This is a genomic window from Bradyrhizobium genomosp. III, from assembly GCF_000261705.1.
Classification (GTDB): Bacteria; Pseudomonadota; Alphaproteobacteria; order Rhizobiales; family Xanthobacteraceae; genus Bradyrhizobium; species Bradyrhizobium ottawaense.
The window spans coordinates 1-18606 of record NZ_AJQF01000523.1 but is presented as its reverse complement, the minus strand read 5'-3'; the positions used below and the strand labels follow the sequence as shown (position 1 = coordinate 18606).

Sequence of the window (18606 nt, the reverse complement as noted above, 5' to 3'; positions counted from 1 at the left end):
AGAATCACGTGGCGCTATTTAGGTACAGACCCTAGCAACCAGACTGCTGATCGCGTGGGATACTCGATCAACTCGAGCGCTGGGGATCGCTATAACTTTGCAATAGGCGGCGAGTTGGTTGAAGTTCAAAGCTTTGTCAGTTCGCAGCTAAAAATCGAACTGAGTTCAAATGAGTCGCGTTTCGGAGCAACCGGTCGACCGCATCACAATTCCCCTCCTGCAGCGGTGGAAGCAGGACGGCCGGCGTCTAGTCATGACGACTGCCTACGACGCGGTTGCGGCGCCTATCCCGGATCCTTCCATCGATATCAGTCTCGTCGGTGACAGCGGGGGTAACGTCTGCCTTGGATTCGAAAACACGCCTCCAGTAAGTGTTGCGATGATGAACCATCACCTCGAAGCCGCCGTACGCAGCAAACCGCGTGCCTTGCTCGTCGCCGATATGTCCTTTCTTAGCTTCCACGTCAGCGTTGAGGAGACCATACGAAATGCTGGCGGATTTCTGCAGCGAGGAGCAGCTGCGGCGAGACTCGAGGGCGGTGGCAAAAGAATCGAGATGGTGCGTGCCATTGTCGATTGCGAGATTCCCGTGATGGGTCATCTCGGTCTTGTTCCGCAGAGCGTTAATGTCATGGGCGGCTTCAAAGTGCAGGGCCGCAAAGTGGATGAAGCGCTGCGTTTGCTCGATGATGCTCATCGTCTGCAGGAGGCCAGCTGTTTCGCTTTGGTATTGGAGGGCACTCCGGCTGAGCTTACTGCTCGAGTAAGCGATTCCTTGACAATACCGACGATCGGAATCGGCTCGGGCCCAGACTGTTCAGAGCAGGTGCTCTGTTTCATGACGTGCTGGGCCAAACCGAAGGTCATCGCCCCAAATTCGTTCCCGCCTATACGGAAGGCTTTCAGCAGTTCCATGATGCGCTTTCGCGCGGGGCAGCGGATGTCCGCCGTGGCGCGTTCCCCGGCCCGCAAGAGTCCTATCGGCTTCCCGAAGGCGTTGGGGAGGCAATTGCCAACTGGGCGCCATCCACCTCAAATTATCACGAGCGTCGCTGAACTTCGCCGCACTCTCGCAAAATCCCGCAGTGCCAATCAAAGGGCCGGATTGTGCCGACGGTGGGCTATCTCCACGATGGCCACCTGGCGCTGATCGCAGCGAGCCAAGCAAAATGCGATGTGACCGTCGTCAGCATCTTCGTTAACCCCACTCAGTTCGGAGCAAATGAAGATCTCAGCACCTATCTGCGCGACTTCTTGCGCGATGAAGAACTGTGCCGGGATCTGGTGTTGCGATCCTCTTCGCGCCCGATGCACAGGAAGTCTATCCGAGCAATTTCGAAACCTTTGTTGGACCTGGCGACCTCGCGAAACCTCTATGCGGCGCTTTCAGGCCCGGACATTTTCGCGGTGTGGCGACTGTCGTCTGCAAGTTGTTCAACATGGTGCAGCCCCACGTCGCTTTTTTGGCCAGAAGGATGTTCAGCAATGCGTAGTCGTGCGTCGCATGGTGGTTGATCTCAATGTCCCGATCGAGATCGTCACCGTACCGACGGTTCGTGAAAAGGATGGGCCCGCCATGAGTAGTCGCAATCGCTATCTCAGCTAGGAAGCGCGCAGCAGGCCCTTGCAATCAACCAGGGGCTGCCCGCGGCGCTCGATGATTTTCGGTCTGGAGAGTGCAACGTACAAAAGCTGATTGCGGCTGCCAAGGCATTTGGAGGCGGTTGACACATTGCAGTATCTTGACTTATCGACGGTGACACGCCCAAAACCGCCGATAGTCCACTGCGACTCCCCGCGGCGCTATGTACGGCCGCCTACGTTGGCTCAACGCGTCGGATCGACAAAGTGGTATTGGCGTTGCCAACTCGGTAGCGCAAGGCGTGGACAAGCCAGAGCGCAGCTTATTGAGCTGACAGAAACGCTCAAAGCACTGTTCCGAGAGGCATATCGAACTGGCAGCAGAGGGCAAGCCCCGAGACGGCTTTGTTCGGCGAGTTAGCGAAGCGATAGCGGGCGCGCACTGAATATGCGGGGCTAAAAATTTGTGTTTAGCAACTCCGCAAGTCTTGCGACGGTGATCAGCGGCGAACTCGATAAACCTTGGTATAGTGCTTTGCAGCCGATGCTATATCACTCACTTACCTTTGTAGAGTTGAGTACCGGTCAGGTCGTTTGTAATTCCGATGTCGAAGTGCGAAGCCTGAACTAATGCCCGGCTAGAAGTCGTTGCGTTCTAATCAACTATTCTTGTCGGGCCTTTCGCCGATAAACGCAAAAAGGGCACGAGCTCTACAGCGGGGGCTCTAGCACAGTCGCCGCATTGCTGACCATTGCCTTAAAGTTGGTGGCAGATTTACATCCCAATCCCGAATACGAGTTGACATGACATTTACCGCGCTTTTCATCAAACGTCCGGTATTGTCAATCGTCGTGAGTTTCCTGATCTTGCTGATCGGCTTGCGCGCCGCGGTCCTACTGCCGATCCGGCAATATCCGAAGCTAACCAATACGGTCATCAATATCACGACTGCCTATCCTGGCGCCTCGGCCGACATGATCCAGGGGTTCATCACCACTCCCCTGGAGCAAGCAGTCGCGTCCGCCGAAGGCGTCGACTACATCAGTTCCTCGTCTATGCTTGGTGTCTCGACTATTCTAGTTTACATCAAGCTGAACTTCAATCCAAACGAAGCGCTCACGGAGGTGCTCTCCAAGGTCAACTCAGTCAAATACCTGATCCCGAAGGAATCAAACGATCCAGTCGTCACGAAGTCGAGCGGTCAGACGAATGCTGTCATGTATATCGCTTTCTCCAGCGATGAGCTAGCGGCCAGTGCGATCACCGACTACCTCACGCGCGTCGTGCAACCGGTTATCTCAACCGTCGACGGCGTTTCAGCGGCTGACATCCTAGGCGGCCAGAGTTTTGCGATGCGGCTATGGCTAGACCCTGCGAAAATGGCTGGGCATGGCATATCGCCGGCTGAAGTTTCGGCTGCAATCGCAGCTAACAACTTCCAGGCTGCGGCAGGCCAGACCAAGGGCTATTTCACTATCTCCGATGTCACAGCAAATACGGATTTGCGGAGTGTTGACGATTTCAAGCGTATGATTGTCAAGGCGAATGACGGTGGCTTTGTGCGCATGGAAGACATTGCGGTAGTCGAACTTGCCGCGCAGATGACGGACACTACCGTCACGATGAACGGCGACCACGCGGTCTTTGTCGGCGTGCAAGCGAGCCCGGAAGGCAATCCGCTAAACATAGTGCGAGGCGTTCGGGCGCTGTTTCCTGAAATGGAGCGTAACCTGCCGCCGCCGCTGAAGATGAAAGTGGCCTACGACTCATCCAAGTTTATTCAATCATCGATCGACGAAGTGAAGAAGACGCTCATTGAGGCCGTCGTGGTTGTGGTCGTCGTGATCTTTCTTTTCCTGGCCTCGCTGCGGTCCGTCATCATTCCTGTGGTTACTATTCCGTTGTCTCTCGTTGGTGTCTGCAGCATGATGCTGGCGCTGGGGTTCTCATTCAACCTCCTGACGCTCCTTGCGATGGTTCTCGCGATCGGCCTCGTGGTCGACGACGCAATCGTGGTGGTGGAGAATATTCATCGCCATTTAGAAGAAGGAGCGGCTCCGCTACAGGCTGCTACAAGGGGCGCGCGCGAGATCGTCGGTCCGGTTATCTCCATGACGATTACCTTGGCTGCGGTATATGCCCCGATCGGATTCCTTGGCGGCCTCACCGGTGGCCTGTTCCGCGAATTCGCGTTCACGCTGGCAGGAGCGGTGATCGTGTCCGGTGTGGTCGCTTTGACGCTGTCGCCCATGATGTGCTCTCTCTTCCTGAGGCGCGCCAAGGGGGGACGATTTGCAAGGCTTGTGAACCGCGGGTTCAGTGCCGTAACACGATGGTACGGCCGCAAGCTCGACCGTTCGCTCGACTATCGCCCAATTACCGGCCTATTTGCGCTGACCATGTTGGGACTTGTCGGCTTTCTCTATATGCATATTTCCAAGGAACTAGCGCCGGAGGAGGATCAAGGTATCATATTCGCGCTAACTAAGGCGCCGAAATACGCCAATATCGACTACCTCGACTATTATGGCACCAAGCTTGAAAGCGCGTTGAAAAAAGTTCCAGAGACTGACTTGAGCTTCGTGTTCAATGGCATTGGCGGCCAGCAGAGTGGCATGGCCGGCATGTTGCTCAAGCCTTGGGACGAACGCAAGCGATCATCGATTGTACTAAAGTCGCTTGTTCAGGCCGAGCTATCCAAAATCGAAGGCATCAACGCGTTTGCCTTTAGCTTGCCTCCGCTGCCGGGCGGTTCTGGTGGCCTACCAGTCCAGATGGTGATCAATTCGACTCTTGGCTTTCAATCCATCCACGAGCAGATGTCAAAGTTGAAGGATGCCGCGCAGAAGAGCGGCCTCTTCATGGTGAGCGACTCCGACCTCGAGTTCAACCAGCCGGTGGTACGAATCAAGGTTGATCGATCGAAGGCTAACGAGCTTGGCATCACCATGCAGATCGTCGGTAACGCGCTCGCCACCTTACTTGGGGGAAATTACGTCAACCGCTTCAATCTGCAGGGCCGCTCCTACGAGGTGATCCCGCAGGTGCCGCGAGAGGAACGGCTAGTGCCGCAATCAATCGGAAGCTATTATGTGAAGACTGCGACGGGATCGATGCTTCCGCTGTCTACCGTAGTCTCCACCGAGACTGCGACCGATCCGAATGCGCTCACCCACTACAACCAGCTCAACTGCGCGACCTTTCAGGCCGTGCCGATGCCCGGCGTCACGATCGAACAGGCCGTGGATTTCCTAGAAGCCGAGGCGAAGAAACTGCCCCCGGGCTTCAGTTACGACTTCCTGGCCGACGCCCGCCAGTACGTGCACGAGGGTAATCAATTGGCGATTACCTTCGCATTTGCCCTCATCATCATATTCTTAGTGCTTTCGGCGCAGTTCGAAAGTCTGCGCGATCCGCTCATCATCATGATCAGCGTGCCGATGGCAATGGTCGGCGCCTTGATTCCGCCGTTCCTCGGCTGGGCGACCATGAACATCTACACCCAGGTTGGACTGTTGACACTGGTCGGGTTGATTTCAAAGCACGGCATCCTAATGGTTGAGTTCGCCAATGAGCTGCAGTTCAAGGAGAGATTTGACCGTCGCTCGGCTATAGAGATGGCGGCGCGTGTCCGACTGCGCCCAATCTTGATGACCACGGCGGCAATGGTCACGGGCTTCATACCCTTGTTGACGGCAACCGGAGCTGGCGCCGCGAGCCGGTTCTCGATCGGACTCGTTCTCGCCGCTGGCATGTCTGCGGGCACGCTGATCACGCTATTCGTGCTCCCGGCGGTCTATGTCGCGATCGCGTCCGATCACCGTGGTAATGGGGGTGTCGTCCGCGCGAACCTCGCCGAGCGCGACTTCACCAGCGCTGCTGATGCCGAGGTAACAAAGCATGACCATCAAATCATCTAGGTTTGCTAGTGTGACGCGCGAAGGAGCTTAGGACCACTTCACGGTTCTTTACACATCGAGAACTTCGCGTGCTTGGTGCCAAACTGGGCGCATCTTTTCGGCGGTTAACAGTCGGAGATCCGCTGCTGCCGCCCCAGGTTTAAGCGGCGCCGGGTATTCACGGAGACCTGACGCCCAAGCTCGACCAAAGGAGAATCGGTGCTCTCTTGATCAAAAAGGAGGGCTGACAGATCATCGCAAGGCTCAGCCCCTTCGGAACATTGCTCGATATGATCTAGCCGGTGATGCAGGCTGCCTTGTCGAGAACGAGCAGATCACTCTGGAGCCGTCCGTCTCTCTCAGCGCAAAACACCCGGTATGCCAGCTGAATGCCTTCCGTGAGCGAGGTGGTGGCTCGCCAGCCGAGTCTGGACAGCCGACTAACATCCAGCAGCTTGCGCGGCGTTCCGTCCGGGCGCGACGTATCCAAGCTGATTTCACCGCGAAAGCCGACGGCGGCCGCGACCATCAGTGCTAAATCGGCGATGGTGATGTCCTCGCCGGTGCCGATATTGACCGGTTCCGGCGACGAATAGGTCTTCATCAGGTGCACGCAGGCATCCGCCATGTCGTCGACATAGAGGAACTCGCGCCGGGGCGTGCCGGTGCCCCCACACGATGACGCGCTTCGCTCCCGAAACCTTCGCCTCGTGGAAGCGGCGGATCAGCGCGGCGACGACGTGGCTCAGCTCGGGGTGATAATTGTCGCCGGGGCCGTACAGATTGGTCGGCATCACGCTGATGAAGTCGCTGCCATACTGGCTGCGATAGGCCTCCGCCATCTTGATGCCGGCGATCTTGGCGATCGCATAGGGCTCGTTGGTCGGCTCCAGCGGACCGGTGAGCACGGAATCCTCGCGCAGCGGCTGCGGCGCCAGCTTCGGATAGATGCAGGACGAGCCCAGAAACATTAGCTTCTCGGCGCCGTTCTGATGCGCGGCCTGGATCACGTTCGCCGCAATCGCGATGTTGTCGTAGATGAACTCGGCGCGCAGCGTGTTGTTGGCGACGATGCCGCCGACCTTGGCCGCGGCGAGGAAGATCACTTGCGGCCGCGTCCTGGCGAACCAGTCGAACACGGCGGCCTGGTTGCAGAGATCGACCTCGCGCCGGTCGACCGTGACGAGCCGCACCTCCTCCCGTGCCAGCCGGCGCACCAGCGCGGCTCCGACCATGCCGCGATGGCCGGCGACGTAGACGCTCTTGCCCCTCAGCTCAAACGGTGCGTTTGCCACTGGCCGCATCACGTTTTGTCTCCGCCAGATCGCTCGTCATCATCTCCTCGACGAGCTGGGCAAAGCTGCGCTTCGGCGTCCAGCCGAGCACCTCGCGCGCCTTGCTGGCGTCGCCGACGAGAAGATCGACCTCGGTCGGACGGAAATAGGTCGGATCGATCTTCACCACAATCTTGCCGCTCGTCTCGTCGACGCCGGTCTCCTCGACGCCCTTGCCGCGCCAGGCGATGCGACGGCCGACATGGGCAAAGGACAGCTCGACCATCTCGCGCACCGAGCGCATCTCGCCGGTGGCGAGCACGAAGTCGTCGGGTTTGTCGGCCTGCAGGATCTTGTGCATGCCCTCGACATAGTCCCTGGCATGGCCCCAGTCGCGCTTGGCTTCGAGATTGCCGAGATAGAGCGTCTGTTCCAGCCCGACCTCGATACGCGCGACGCCGCGGGTGATCTTGCGGGTCACGAAGGTCTCGCCGCGGATCGGGCTCTCATGGTTGAACAGGATGCCGTTCGACGCGAACATGCCGTAGGCTTCGCGGTAGTTCACCGTGATCCAGTAGCCGTAGAGCTTGGCAACGCCGTAGGGCGAGCGCGGATAGAACGGCGTCGTCTCCTTCTGCGGGATCTCCTGCACCAGGCCGTAGAGCTCGGAGGTCGAGGCCTGGTAGAACCGCGTCTCCTTCTCCATGCCGAGGATGCGGATCGCTTCCAACAGGCGCAGCACGCCGATGGCGTCGGCATTGGCGGTGTATTCCGGGCTCTCGAAGCTGACGGCGACGTGGCTTTGAGCTGCGAGATTGTAGATCTCGGTCGGCCGGATCTGCTGCACCAGGCGGATCAGATTGGTCGAATCCGTCATGTCGCCATAGTGCATCAGGAACGGAACGTTGCCGACATGCGGGTCCTGATAGAGGTGATCGACGCGCGCGGTGTTGAACGAGGACGAGCGCCGCTTGATGCCGTGCACGACATAGCCGAGCGACAGCAAATATTCGGCGAGATAGGCGCCGTCCTGACCGGTCACGCCGGTGATGAGAGCGACACGCCCCTTTGAGTTGCGAACCGTCATGGTCTTCCTTAGTTGCACCGGAAAGAGCTGCACTCTGAGAAATCATTGCGAAGCCGCTTCTCGAAAAGATCGATATGCGGATGCGCGCTCCATCGCAATTAAAGGATACGCTCGGCAAGCCAAGTCATACACCGGACTCAGGAAAACACACCATATACATTGATTTAGGTGGACTGAATGATGCCGGCGCATGAGCTTCAAAGATGAAAGTCGAGCGAACCCTCGCAACGGCGACGATCCCAAGCAGGCGGGATGGATGGTAGGCCCTGTTAGACGCGCTCGGGGGCGCTTTGCCTCCTCGCGATATTTCTGGGGTCCTTATCTTTCCACGCGCGCAGGTATGTTTTCCGTTTGGTCCCTCATGGCGCGGAAGAGTGACGTGGTGAGACTTCCGACTAGAAGACGTAGCCTTCGCGGCTCATAATCAGCGCCGCTTTGCTAATTGCGGGTAGGCAATGGACGGCCTGATGCAAAACAGAATGAGAAAGAAAGGCAAACGTTGGTATAGACTTTGTAACGTTTCGATATCGAAATCTTACGTTCGTACAATGGAGCTTTGATGCCAGTCCTCTAACTTGACCGGGCATAAGTTGCCTCTGTCCAATCATGAAAAGTCTCTTAAACCCTCATCGCAAGTGTGTTTCCAGCAAGTCGGGAGCAGCTGCGCAAAGAGATGAGCAGGGACTATGCGGAACGTGGGCAGATCTCATCTTTCTGTCTGAAATGGAGCGAAGCCCAGACGAAGCGTCACTCGCCCGGGAGAATGATTAGTGAGACGCGAGGACTCAGTTGTTGCCATATTGACCGTGCCCGGCAAGCTGGCATCGCTTCTCGCTTCTTCTGAGAACACAAACTGCGTCCTGAAATGGCTCCTCGGTGAGAGTGAGCCAAGCAAGATAACCTGCTTCACCGTAGGATAATTGGCTTTCCGTTCTGTTCGAATGCCCTCAATCTATGGAGCGAGACTATTTGATACATCTTGGCAGCGGCTTGTTGCGCCGGCGACAGTTAGTGAGGCCGTCGAGCGAGCCTGTTTGGGCGGACTTGGATGCGCCGTGCAGGCGCACTAGCGCATCTGATTCTGCTTCAGGCAGTCACGCCAATGGCGATGGCATCGCAGTGTTTCTTCGATCGGCCAGCCAAAAGCGGAATCTAGCTGGGCGAAGCGATGATGGCCGGGAGATCTAAATGAGGCCAGAGAATGCGGCGGTGATAACGGCGCCCGCTGAAAATCCCGAACCTAAACCTGTTACCTTTGGGCAAACGAAGTTTGCGACGGTGCTCCTGTTGGAGGAACGTCAGACTTCTTGAAGCTGGGCTGCATGGATTGATATGTGTGGAATTGTTGGCATTTTGGGCCGTGGTCCGGTCGTTGATAAGTTGGTCGCGTCGCTCAGGCGATTGGAATATCGTGGCTACGATTCCGCGGGCCTCGCAACTCTCGAAGGAGTCCGGATCGAGCGCCGCCGCGCCGAAGGTAAGCTGAGGAACCTTGAGGAGCAGCTGCGCTATTGTCCGCCGTCGGGGCATGCTGGCATCGGTCACACCCGCTGGGCGACTCATGGAAAGCCGACCGAAAGCAATGCTCATCCGCATGCGACGGAGAATGTCGCGGTCGTTCATAACGGGATCATTGAGAATTTCCGCGAGCTGCGAGCCGAGTTGGAGCGGAATGGAGCCGGCTTTAACTCGGAGACGGACACCGAGGTAGTGGCGCATCTCGTCGATTCCTATCTCAAGAATGGCTACTCGCCGCAGGATGCGGTACAGGCGTCACTGCCGCGACTGCGTGGTGCCTTCGCGTTGGCATTCCTTTTCAAAGCGAACGACGATCTTTTGATCGGTGCTTGCAAGGGCTCGCCGCTCGCGATCGGACATGGTCGCGGCGAAGTGTATCTAGGCTCGGACGCAATTGCGCTCGCACCTTTGACCGACACCGTCACCTACCTTGAAGACGGCGACTGGGCCGTGCTTACGCGCGCAACGTGCGTGATTTATGGTGCAGACGGCTCTATCGTCCAGCGGGAAACATCAAAATCTGGCGTATCAGCGCTCCTTGTGGACAAAGCGAATTACCGCCACTTCATGGCCAAAGAAATTCACGAGCAGCCGACAGTGGCCGGCAAGACATTGGCGCATTATCTCGATGTTGCGGCCAAACGCGTCGCCCTGCCGCTCGCGTTGCCCTTCGACTTTAATTGCATTCAGCGCATTTCAATTACTGCGTGCGGCACGGCTAGCTACGCTGGGCACATCGCCAAATACTGGTTCGAGAGGCTCGCGCGTTTGCCTTGCGACGTCGATGTAGCCTCTGAATTCCGCTACAGGGAGGCGCCTTTGCGCCGAGGCGATCTCGCAATAGTCATCTCGCAATCGGGCGAAACCGCTGACACATTAGCTGCCTTGCGATACGCCAAGGGCAAGGGCTTGCATACGATATCTGTGGTTAATGTACCGACGTCGACGATTGCGCGCGAGAGCGAATCCGTTTTGCCTACCCTGGCAGGGCCAGAAATCGGCGTCGCTTCCACCAAGGCATTTATCTGCCAGCTGATGGTATTGGGGGTGCTTGCCGTCAGAGCAGCTAAGGAGCGGCGTAAGCTGTCTGAAATCGATGAATCGCAGCTCGTGCGCGAGCTCATTGAGGTGCCGCGATTGATTGCTGCGGCCCTGTTGGTCGAGCCCCAGATTGAGAAGCTCGCGCGTTATATCGCCGGCGCGAGGACAGTACTCTATCTCGGTCGTGGCACATCGGCCCCCTTGGCCTTGGAGGGCGCGCTCAAGTTGAAGGAAATTTCCTATATCCACTCAGAGGGCTACGCCGCCGGCGAGCTCAAGCACGGCCCGATCGCACTGATCGATGAGGCTGTGCCTGTGGTGGTGATCGCGCCTTACGACGAGGTCTTCGAGAAGACCGTCTCTAACATGCAAGAGGTGGCCGCTCGGGGCGGCAAGATCATCCTGATCACCGATGCGAAGGGTGCGTCTGAAGCGATGGTAGACACGCTCCTGACCATCGTGCTGCCGGCAATGGTCGCAAGCTTTACGCCGCTGGTCTATGCCATTCCGGTCCAGCTCTTGGCTTACCATACCGCGGTCGCAAGGGGGGCGGACGTGGATCAGCCGCGTAATCTTGCAAAATCGGTCACGGTGGAATGAGGCTGGAGAAGTTAGTATCAAAGCATTGAGGTCTCGGCCTCGAGCCATTCGGCGCGGGTTTGGTGGCCTAGGTTCTGCGGGGACGGAATCCGACAAGTTCCCAATCCGGGTCGCTCGTAGCTGTCGTGCGGTTTTGGTGAACTTAGCTGATGCTGCCATCAGCCTCGTATAGCAGAATCGACTAGCCTAGGGGCGATCCGGGATGTTGCACGACTGGGACGGCGTTCATCACGCCCGTCCACAGCCCTGTTGCCCTGGTCGCCATCGACCGGAACAGGTGGTCGTCATCGATCGGAAATGGTGGTCGCCATCAATCGGATTCACTGGTCGCCATGCCCCGGAGCGCGCAGCCTGACTTCGACGGCTCTGTACTTCGAGCGCTGTTTATTGAAACGAATACCGAAAGTCACGCGCGTGCCGGACACCAGATCAGCCCCTGCGCAGCCGCGAAGGTCCGATATGTGCACGAACAAATCCTTGCCGTCGCCATAGTCAGGCCGAATGAACCCGCAGCCCTTTTCAACGCTGTACGACACTACTGTTCCGGTGCGCATGTTTGTTCCACGGTCTTGCGGCTCGATATCGCCGCCTACTACTCCGGAGCTGCGGGTGCACTTTCCGTTCCTAACTCGGCGGCGACGAGCGCGAGCGAAGATGAGCGCCACCACTTGAACATCCTGACTCACCTCGCCTCACAGCAAACCGGCGGGGCGGACCAGGCGCTAGAAGCGACGAGCCCGCCCCTAACATTACCGCATCTGGAGACTCGGTGATGCTGCCCAGGACCGAGCAAGGGTCGTGCCGAATCGAGAATCGGAGATTCTGCAGGCGCTTCGTGGCGGGCTACAGGGTCAAGGTGTTCGCTTTGGTCTGAAAACTGATGGCCGACGGGGGCACTGTCCGTCCCAGTTGGTCCCGCCGAACTTCGGACTGCAGGCTCACGCTCGCGCCGCCAAATTGCCCCGACAACGTGCTGCCCATCACGGCCCAGCGCATTCGCTTGCACGCCCGGCCTGTACGCGATGGCGGCATTCATCCGACCTGCTAAGCACACAGAAATTTCGCTGGCGTATTGAACAGCAGGCAAGCGGGCCTTTTAATCGATCGTCTCCCTTCGGACGCGCACCCGTTCTCCAACACGCCGTGCGCGATTGAGGCTCGAAAACTACGCAATCACGAGCTCGACCATCTCCATCTCAGAATCACTGAGCCTCACGAGGAGGAGCATTCGCATGGGTAGTCGAGCAAGTAGCGAAGCTGGACTGGGGTGATTGTCAGGCTTGCCAAAGGTGCGTTCACCTCGGAGGTAATAGAGCGCCATCGACCCTATTTCACGCTTGGCGAATTGCTCAGCTAGCCGCAGATGACGGCCCGCTCTAAATGATCTTATCTCTCAGCCTTTGCTGAACGATTTCGACCAGAACTGCTCCGCGAAATCCAGATGGCACTTCATCACGTCCGAGGGAGTTTTGGAATTGGCAAGATTCTTCAGAAGATTGACCTGAGCGTGCAGAGAGGAAGCAGCCAGCTTTGACCCGTCCTTCAACGCCGCAGCGAACAGGTCTGTTGTCTCTTCGAGGGATTTTTTCCATTCCGGAGACGCAAATGAATGGCTTGATGCAGCCCTCGCTGATTCTCCAACATCGTGCGTGGTGCCTCCCGCTTCAGAGGCTGAAGCCTGGGCGGCCCGTTCGGGCTCTGGATGGGTCTTCCGTTCGCGTTTCTCGTATTCGGGACTTCTCGCGGTCATTCAACGTCTCTCCGTCTAAACAGGATCGCAGCTCGCTGCGTGGTCTAGATCCGACCAAGAGCTTCGGAAAGTACCACAACCGGCAACATGTCGAACCTATCTCATTTGGTAGCACTTGCTCATCGGGATTGCTTAAGCGGATATCCGCACCATTTGCGGGGTATGCGAACGACCGCGAGATTTGACTGAGAATTTCCTGCACGGCATGAAGAAAGTTGGTGGCAAGGAAGTCGAGAAGGACCGCGTTCTAACACTCGACGAACTGAAGCCTTCTTTGCGATCCTCAACGATGAGGAAGCGGGCATCACGGATGGAACGCGCTTGGCGCTGAAAGTCCGTATTGCTGACAGCCCAGCGCCGGGGCGAAGTCGCGAGCATGATGCGTTCCGAGCTTCACGGCCTACACGGGGAAAAGCCCCACTGGATCATTCCCGCTGTACGGACGAAGAACAAGAAAGCGGAGCACACAGTCCCGCTCTTCCCGACTGCCGTCAAGTTGATCGAGGCGGCCTTGGAGATCGGCAAGCCAGAGAAGGGAGAGGACCAAGGCAACAGACCCGTCGTTGCCAGTCGCTTCGAAAGCGTTGGGGTGCTTGCGAGCCACTGTATGAGCCAGGCTGTGCGGCGCTTGTTGGAAGACAATGAGCTGGTAGCCTTTACGCCCCATGACCTCAGGCGTACAGCCGCGACCATCGTTCATGCGTCTATGCGCGATGGCATATGTTCGAAGAGAAGCGAGAAGCGATTCCAGCGGATTGAAAAGCATTTAATCACAATCACCGGTTAGCAAACTTCTGCGACACTTCAGCTCCCCTCTCGTCTGTATCGAGCCAGTGCTGTCCGCTCCTCTGCGCTAATGCCCATGAATGTTACGCCGTTGTACCCGCCGTTTGAAAGGGCAGATCGCACGTCATCCGTCGAAGCGCCGATATCGTAAGCGATGTTAGCGAACATATATTGCTGGGTGTCGCTCTCATTGTTCGCGATCTGGGTATTAAGGTGATTGGCGGCGCGATGCGCAACCGCGTTATAAACCCGCTTTTTTGCGCTGCAACTTTCGGTTCAGGCCACTGTAGTATCTGAGTTTTGGTTTGACGGGGAACCGAATCATGATCAGGCACCAAACACGCCAGCGCCCACGAGACGCCCTCTAGAAGAGCGCGTATGCGTGCAGCGATCTTGCCTGCCTCCTTCGGCCCAGGTTGAGTTTCACGCTATCGAGTATGCCCAACACTGCCTGAGCCTCCTCGGCATCAAACGTCGCGACTTGGCGATCTGCCGGGCTCAAAGACTGATCGGCGGCCCGGGCCTGATTGGCTGCAAGCACCTCAAGCGCTTGCGACCGCAGGGCTGTGATCTGCCGAAGATTTCGAGTGTTGATTGTCACCGCCCATTCGGACCCACAGTAGATAGCTGCACGTGACTCGGCGCTTTGACGTGAACCGAGGAAGCGCTGTCCCTACCACTCACCGCTAACTTCACCATGGTCAGCCCAAGCAGCGGAAGAAGCTAACCGGGATGCATATTCGGCGAACGCCCCTATCACAACTACCAGGATTGGTCGTAGCCAGCGCTTGGCGATCAGTTGTGATCTTAGGCAGTATGGCCGCGCCACTAGCGGCGAACCGGCTGCGTCGACAAGAGAATGCACAAGCGCATCGCGCTCTCATCCTGATTGTCGCGCTATAGGAGTTCGTCTCGATACGCTCAACGAAGCCGTCAACAGTTCCGAACTGAAGCTGACAGGCAACGATTTCCACAAGCTGGCCGGAAAGTCCGTGCGCTACACGATTCACATCAATGGCCCGTGGTGCATCACATTCGAGTTTGAAGGAGGCGATGCATTCAAGGTTGACTTTGACCAGTACCACTGAACGCAGAATACCGAATAAGCCATGAGGGCTCCGACATGCTGGAGAGCATCAATGGCAGAGCAGAAGGCTAAGCGCGATCCTAACCGCTGCCCGTCTCATCCGGGCGCCGTCCTTGATGAAATTCTACAGTACATCAGGAAGTCTAAGACCGAGATTGCAGAAGCGCTGGGATTCCAGGCAGCATCTGCACGACATCCTCGCGGAGAAGAAGCCGGTCAGTCCGAACGTGGCCGCCCGGATTGGAAAGCCGGTCGGCAACGGCCCGGCCATCTAGCTTCGTTTGCAGGCAGCCCCCGATGCGTGGCACGCCGACGCGAAGTTGATGTCAGCGAGATCAAGATGCTGGAACCGGCTTAGGGCGACGAGTCCGGGTGCGGGGTCGCCCAAACGGTGTCGCAAGCGATGGTAGCCAGCCCGTCCTCGAAGACAGGGGCTGGCCACCTTTACGCCCGAGAGGTTCAAATTCCCCAAGGTGCTACCATTGTATGGTGGAGAAGAACTGGAGAGCACCTACCAGTACCGGTGGGGTGCCGCGCCCCGCGTGCATGTCATATTGAAGCGCTCGGCCCGCAACTGTTCGAGCTGGCTCCGCTCATAGGAGTAACCGCCGTGCCTAGGACCGATGTGGGGGCGGCAATCCAAGCATTCACGGACTACGCCCGTAGGCCAAGCCATACCCCGGCAGAAGACACCTACGGGCCACAGCGAACTGAAGAGCAGCTGGCCGCTCGGCGATTCCGGGTTGAAGTTATCTGCTCAAAAATGGACGCGGTGGCGGAGTGCCCTCTTTCGACCTTAGCCGAATTCGAGGCGCTCAGACGCGAGATGGGAAAAGATTTTCCCCCAACGCCACCCGCTTTACTCAACCATGTAGTGGACGCATTTTTACGTTGTGGGTCCTACCCGCGCGGCCGGATGACCGACCCTTAATCGTGGACGGAGCCAAATGATGCTTGGCACGTTCTCGCTGCACAAGATCGACCACGCTATACGCGACCTAGAACAAAAAGTCGCCCACGGCGCGGAAATCAGCCGCGAGGAGCTTGCGAGCGGACTGCGGATTACGAAGCATCTTCGAGATGAACTCGAAGTGGCGCTCAAGGTGATCGATGGCCTAAAGGATCATACCGGTCCCGGGTCGACAGGCCGCTCAAGGTGGTAGCCGCGACCTAAACAGCGGGAACGTTAGCGGCCACGTGGCTCGGCGCCCGCTTGGAGAAAAAGCGCTCTCCCTACCACGCGCCAGCCTCAAACAGCGGAAGAAGCTGACGGTGGGATACATTCATCGCAAAAAGCCGTGGCACAACTACCAGAACCGGGGTTGCAGCCTCGCGGGGCTCGGGGATCAGCCTCAGATCGCAGGCAGTGCGGGTGAGACTCGGCGCCGTTCGGTTGCGCCGGAGCGGACGCTGTCCCTGCCCCGCCCGCACTGCCGATAGTTAGCGGTCACGTGACTCGGCGCTCAAGTAACCCCCACGCATACACAGGGGAAGCGCTGTCCCTGCCACGCGCCGCTAACCCCCACACGGCCAGCCTCAAAGCAGCGGAAGAAGCTGACCGGGAGGTCATCGCTCGCAGAACGAGCGTAACTTACAGAACCGGGAATGGCCCGTGATTTAGAAGCAGTGGGCGCGACACGGTGCCGACCGACCAGGGGGGCTGAGTTGAAGCACCTGCCGCATCCGCACTGCTGGTGAGTTTAGCGGAAGGTGACACTCCACCCCACTGCTCTGGAAACCACAGCAATGTCCGTGCCACCCCCGCTAAACCCAACAACCAATTATTGGGACTAGCTTACTGAAAGCTGACGAGACTGCGCGCCCATTCACAAAACGAAAAGCGGCCCACGGGGCCGCTTGCCGTGGAGACAATAAAGACGTTCAGGCCGCAGACGAAAGGCGTTCGGCTCGCTTACGATCAGCGGCAGCCGCACCACGACGACGGCCCGGATCGGCAGTTCTGTGCGTCAAGTTCAGCAAAATCGATTATGGGATCCGGCCGAGCCATCCCCTCGGAGCCGCCGTCGCTCGCTTGCGCAAAAGCGTAGCCCTGGCGAGCGACGGCGGCGGAGAGGGGGGCGTGCATCCCCTTGGTGGGCCTGAGCATCGTCAGGCCGCCGGCGTAGCGCCTCCTTGTGCTCCTTCGGCAGATCCATGTTTAGATGGCGATGGTCCTCGAGCCAGGCCTCATGGCGCTCGACGGTCAGCGCCCGTACCAGCCTTAAACAGCTCTCGGCATTGGGGAGGATTCGCACGACATAGGTTCGCCGCCTGATCTCCTCGTTGAGGTGATCGAGCAAATTGGTGAGATGTCTCGGTGCCAACGTTCCCGCTGCGGTGTTCTACATCGTGGAGTATGGTGCGACCATCGGGACAGCGGCACCGGGAGCACGAAGTGCGGGCAGGCCGATGTTATTCCAGAGCCGAGAGCTCGAGTTAGTAGCTGGCGGCCGCCTCCGTGATGGGCTCGAGTATCCCGAGGTCACGCGGGTCGAACTCGATCGAGCGGCGCCCCCTCCACCGGCGTATCGGCGCGGCCCGCGCCCATCTGCGCCATGTGCATCGCGATTCTCCGCGCGCGCTCACCTGCTGCGGACCTCACCATCGAGATCGAGCTCGGAGGGGGATGGCATCCGCTGCGAGACTCATGCCCAGGGCACGGCCGTCGAGAGGGGTCCGGGGCTGGAGAACATCTGCATTCTGCAGCGCGTCGTCGGTCATAAGGTCACCTGCAGGCGGTACGATCGCGCGAACGATGTTCTTGTCGATATCGCCCCTCCAGCCTGGAGGTCGGGAGTAATGAGATGGGGAAGTAATGACATGGATTGGCGCCGCGACCTCATGCTGTGGCACCCGCGTCTGTTCCTCACGACGGCCGAGGAGCCTAGTCGCTCGTTCGGCTACCCGCACTGCGAGCGAGGGTGGCAGGATATCCTGGTCCGGCTCTGTCGCAGGATCGAAGTCGCGCTCCGCGACGGCGAGACCTTCGAATTCGTCCGCATCAAGCAGAAGATGGGCATCCTGCTCGTCGACTGGGACACCGAAGCCTCGAAGTCCACCGAGTCCGCGATCGGCCATGCAGTTGACCTGGCCGTCGCCCGCTCCGCCTGCACCTGCGAGATTTGCGGCGCGGAAGGCCGGCTGCATGCCAACAAAGGGTGGCTCGAAACCCGCTGCGCAGAGCACGCGGCCGGCGATCCAGTGCCGCCCCACTTGGGGCAGGGCTTCGACAACGTCCGCCGGCTGCGCCGCCGGCGAGGCCAGGCCAGCGTTTACTACGCGCTTACGACCGCGACGCCGACACTTTGACCGAGGTGCCGCCGCCCTCGCCGCAGCAGGAGCGCTAAGATGGCCAGATTTCGCTGTAGCGCCTAGGACCAGCAAGGCGAGTTCACCTAGCCGCGCCGGCGAATGCGCCGTCCGGCATCTCAATGGCTATCGCGGCATCCTCCAAGTGGATGGCTACGCCGCCTATAACAAGCTCGCGCGATCCGATCGCGGCGATGATGGCATCACGTTGGCCGGCTGCTGGTCACACAGCCGGCGCAAGTTCTATGAGCTGCATGTTGCAGGGAGCTCGGAAGTGGCAACGGCGACGCTCGAGCGGATGGCGAAGCTCTGGCAGGTCGAGAAGACCGTGCGCGGTCAAAGCCCCGACGCCCGCGTTGCCGCGCGCCAGCAAGCCTCCGCGGCTGTCGTCGCAGATCTCTTCGATCTCTGGCAGCAGACCTTGCGGCGGATCTCCGGCAAATCAAACTGGCCGAGGCGATCCGCTATGCTGTCTCGCGCCGTGCCATCTTCGAACGCTTCCTGCTCGACGGCCGCATCGAGCTCGACTCCAACATCGTCGAGCGCGCCATCAGACCGCAGACAATTACAAGAAAGAATAGCCTGTTCGCGGGCAGCGACGGCGGCGGACGAACCTGGGCGACCATCGCAACACTGCTGCAGACTGCGGATTTCACGGATCGTGAGCATCGAT

The 18606-nt window shown here is 58.6% G+C and carries 9 protein-coding genes and 6 pseudogenes; 10 read left to right on the top strand and 5 right to left on the bottom strand.

Translation table 11 applies throughout. The annotated features are described in order from the left end of the window. Positions 1-169 precede the first annotated feature (169 nt). The 3 genes and pseudogenes from panB (at position 170) to IC66_RS0140595 (ending at position 5502) form a co-directional block, all read left to right on the top strand. A pseudogene (gene panB / locus IC66_RS44505) lies at positions 170-1056 on the top strand (3-methyl-2-oxobutanoate hydroxymethyltransferase). Continuing rightward, positions 1010-1875: pseudogene (panC, locus tag IC66_RS49160) on the top strand (pantoate--beta-alanine ligase). Before panB ends, panC begins: the two co-directional pseudogenes overlap by 47 nt. Positions 1876-2385: 510 nt before the next feature. Then, the gene (locus IC66_RS0140595) at positions 2386-5502 is read left to right on the top strand and encodes an efflux RND transporter permease subunit (protein WP_028144221.1); all 3117 of its coding nucleotides are present in this window, start codon (positions 2386-2388) and stop codon (positions 5500-5502) included. 274 nt (positions 5503-5776) lie between these two features. Here the strand turns inward: IC66_RS0140595 and fcl are convergent. Further along, positions 5777-6785: pseudogene (gene fcl, locus IC66_RS0140590) on the bottom strand (GDP-L-fucose synthase). Then, positions 6757-7842, bottom strand: coding sequence for a GDP-mannose 4,6-dehydratase (gene gmd, locus IC66_RS0140585; protein WP_014498053.1), 1086 nt, complete (start codon positions 7840-7842; stop codon positions 6757-6759). The pseudogene fcl and the gene gmd overlap by 29 nt, the downstream one beginning before the upstream one ends. A 1332-nt stretch (positions 7843-9174) precedes the next feature. Between gmd and glmS the strand changes: the two genes are divergently transcribed. Further along, complete coding sequence (gene glmS / locus IC66_RS0140580) at positions 9175-11001, top strand: glutamine--fructose-6-phosphate transaminase (isomerizing) (protein WP_038951275.1); 1827 nt, start codon at positions 9175-9177, stop codon at positions 10999-11001. Between the two features lie 320 nt (positions 11002-11321). Here glmS and IC66_RS0140575 read toward each other — a convergent pair whose 3' ends face one another. Together IC66_RS0140575 and IC66_RS0140560 are read right to left on the bottom strand one after the other, a co-directional pair. Further along, entirely contained in the window at positions 11322-11555 is a 234-nt protein-coding gene (locus IC66_RS0140575; RefSeq protein WP_038951274.1) for a cold-shock protein, read from the bottom strand. Between the two features lie 839 nt (positions 11556-12394). After that, a complete protein-coding gene (locus IC66_RS0140560; protein ID WP_028182256.1) occupies positions 12395-12751 on the bottom strand; it encodes a hypothetical protein in 357 nt (118 codons plus the stop codon). Positions 12752-13091: 340 nt separating this feature from the next. On the opposite strand from IC66_RS0140560, the gene IC66_RS0140555 reads away from it, so the two are divergent. The 4 genes and pseudogenes from IC66_RS0140555 to IC66_RS0140540 all read left to right on the top strand — a co-directional run bounded on the left by IC66_RS0140555 (position 13092) and on the right by IC66_RS0140540 (position 15787). After that, positions 13092-13538 carry a tyrosine-type recombinase/integrase gene (locus IC66_RS0140555; protein ID WP_018647864.1) on the top strand — a complete coding sequence of 149 codons (447 nt, stop codon included), beginning with the start codon at positions 13092-13094 and terminating at the stop codon, positions 13536-13538. A 787-nt stretch (positions 13539-14325) separates the two neighbouring features. Beyond that, positions 14326-14625: a type II toxin-antitoxin system RelE/ParE family toxin gene (locus IC66_RS48785; protein ID WP_223153755.1), complete on the top strand. Its 300-nt coding sequence runs from the start codon at positions 14326-14328 to the stop codon at positions 14623-14625. Between the two features lie 51 nt (positions 14626-14676). After that, positions 14677-14982, top strand: a pseudogene (locus IC66_RS0140545) (HigA family addiction module antitoxin). A 589-nt stretch (positions 14983-15571) separates the two neighbouring features. Further along, positions 15572-15787, top strand: a complete 216-nt coding sequence (locus IC66_RS0140540; protein WP_038937322.1) for a hypothetical protein — start codon at positions 15572-15574, stop codon at positions 15785-15787. A gap of 954 nt (positions 15788-16741) precedes the next feature. Here the strand turns inward: IC66_RS0140540 and IC66_RS46865 are convergent. Beyond that, a pseudogene (locus IC66_RS46865) lies at positions 16742-16939 on the bottom strand (transposase); the annotation flags it as partial. A gap of 505 nt (positions 16940-17444) precedes the next feature. Here IC66_RS46865 and IC66_RS47410 point away from each other — a divergent pair. Further along, positions 17445-17933 (top strand): hypothetical protein, encoded by a 489-nt coding sequence (locus IC66_RS47410; protein WP_026312792.1) that lies wholly within the window; start codon positions 17445-17447, stop codon positions 17931-17933. 85 nt (positions 17934-18018) lie between these two features. Beyond that, positions 18019-18606: pseudogene (gene tnpC / locus IC66_RS44480) on the top strand (IS66 family transposase); the annotation flags it as partial.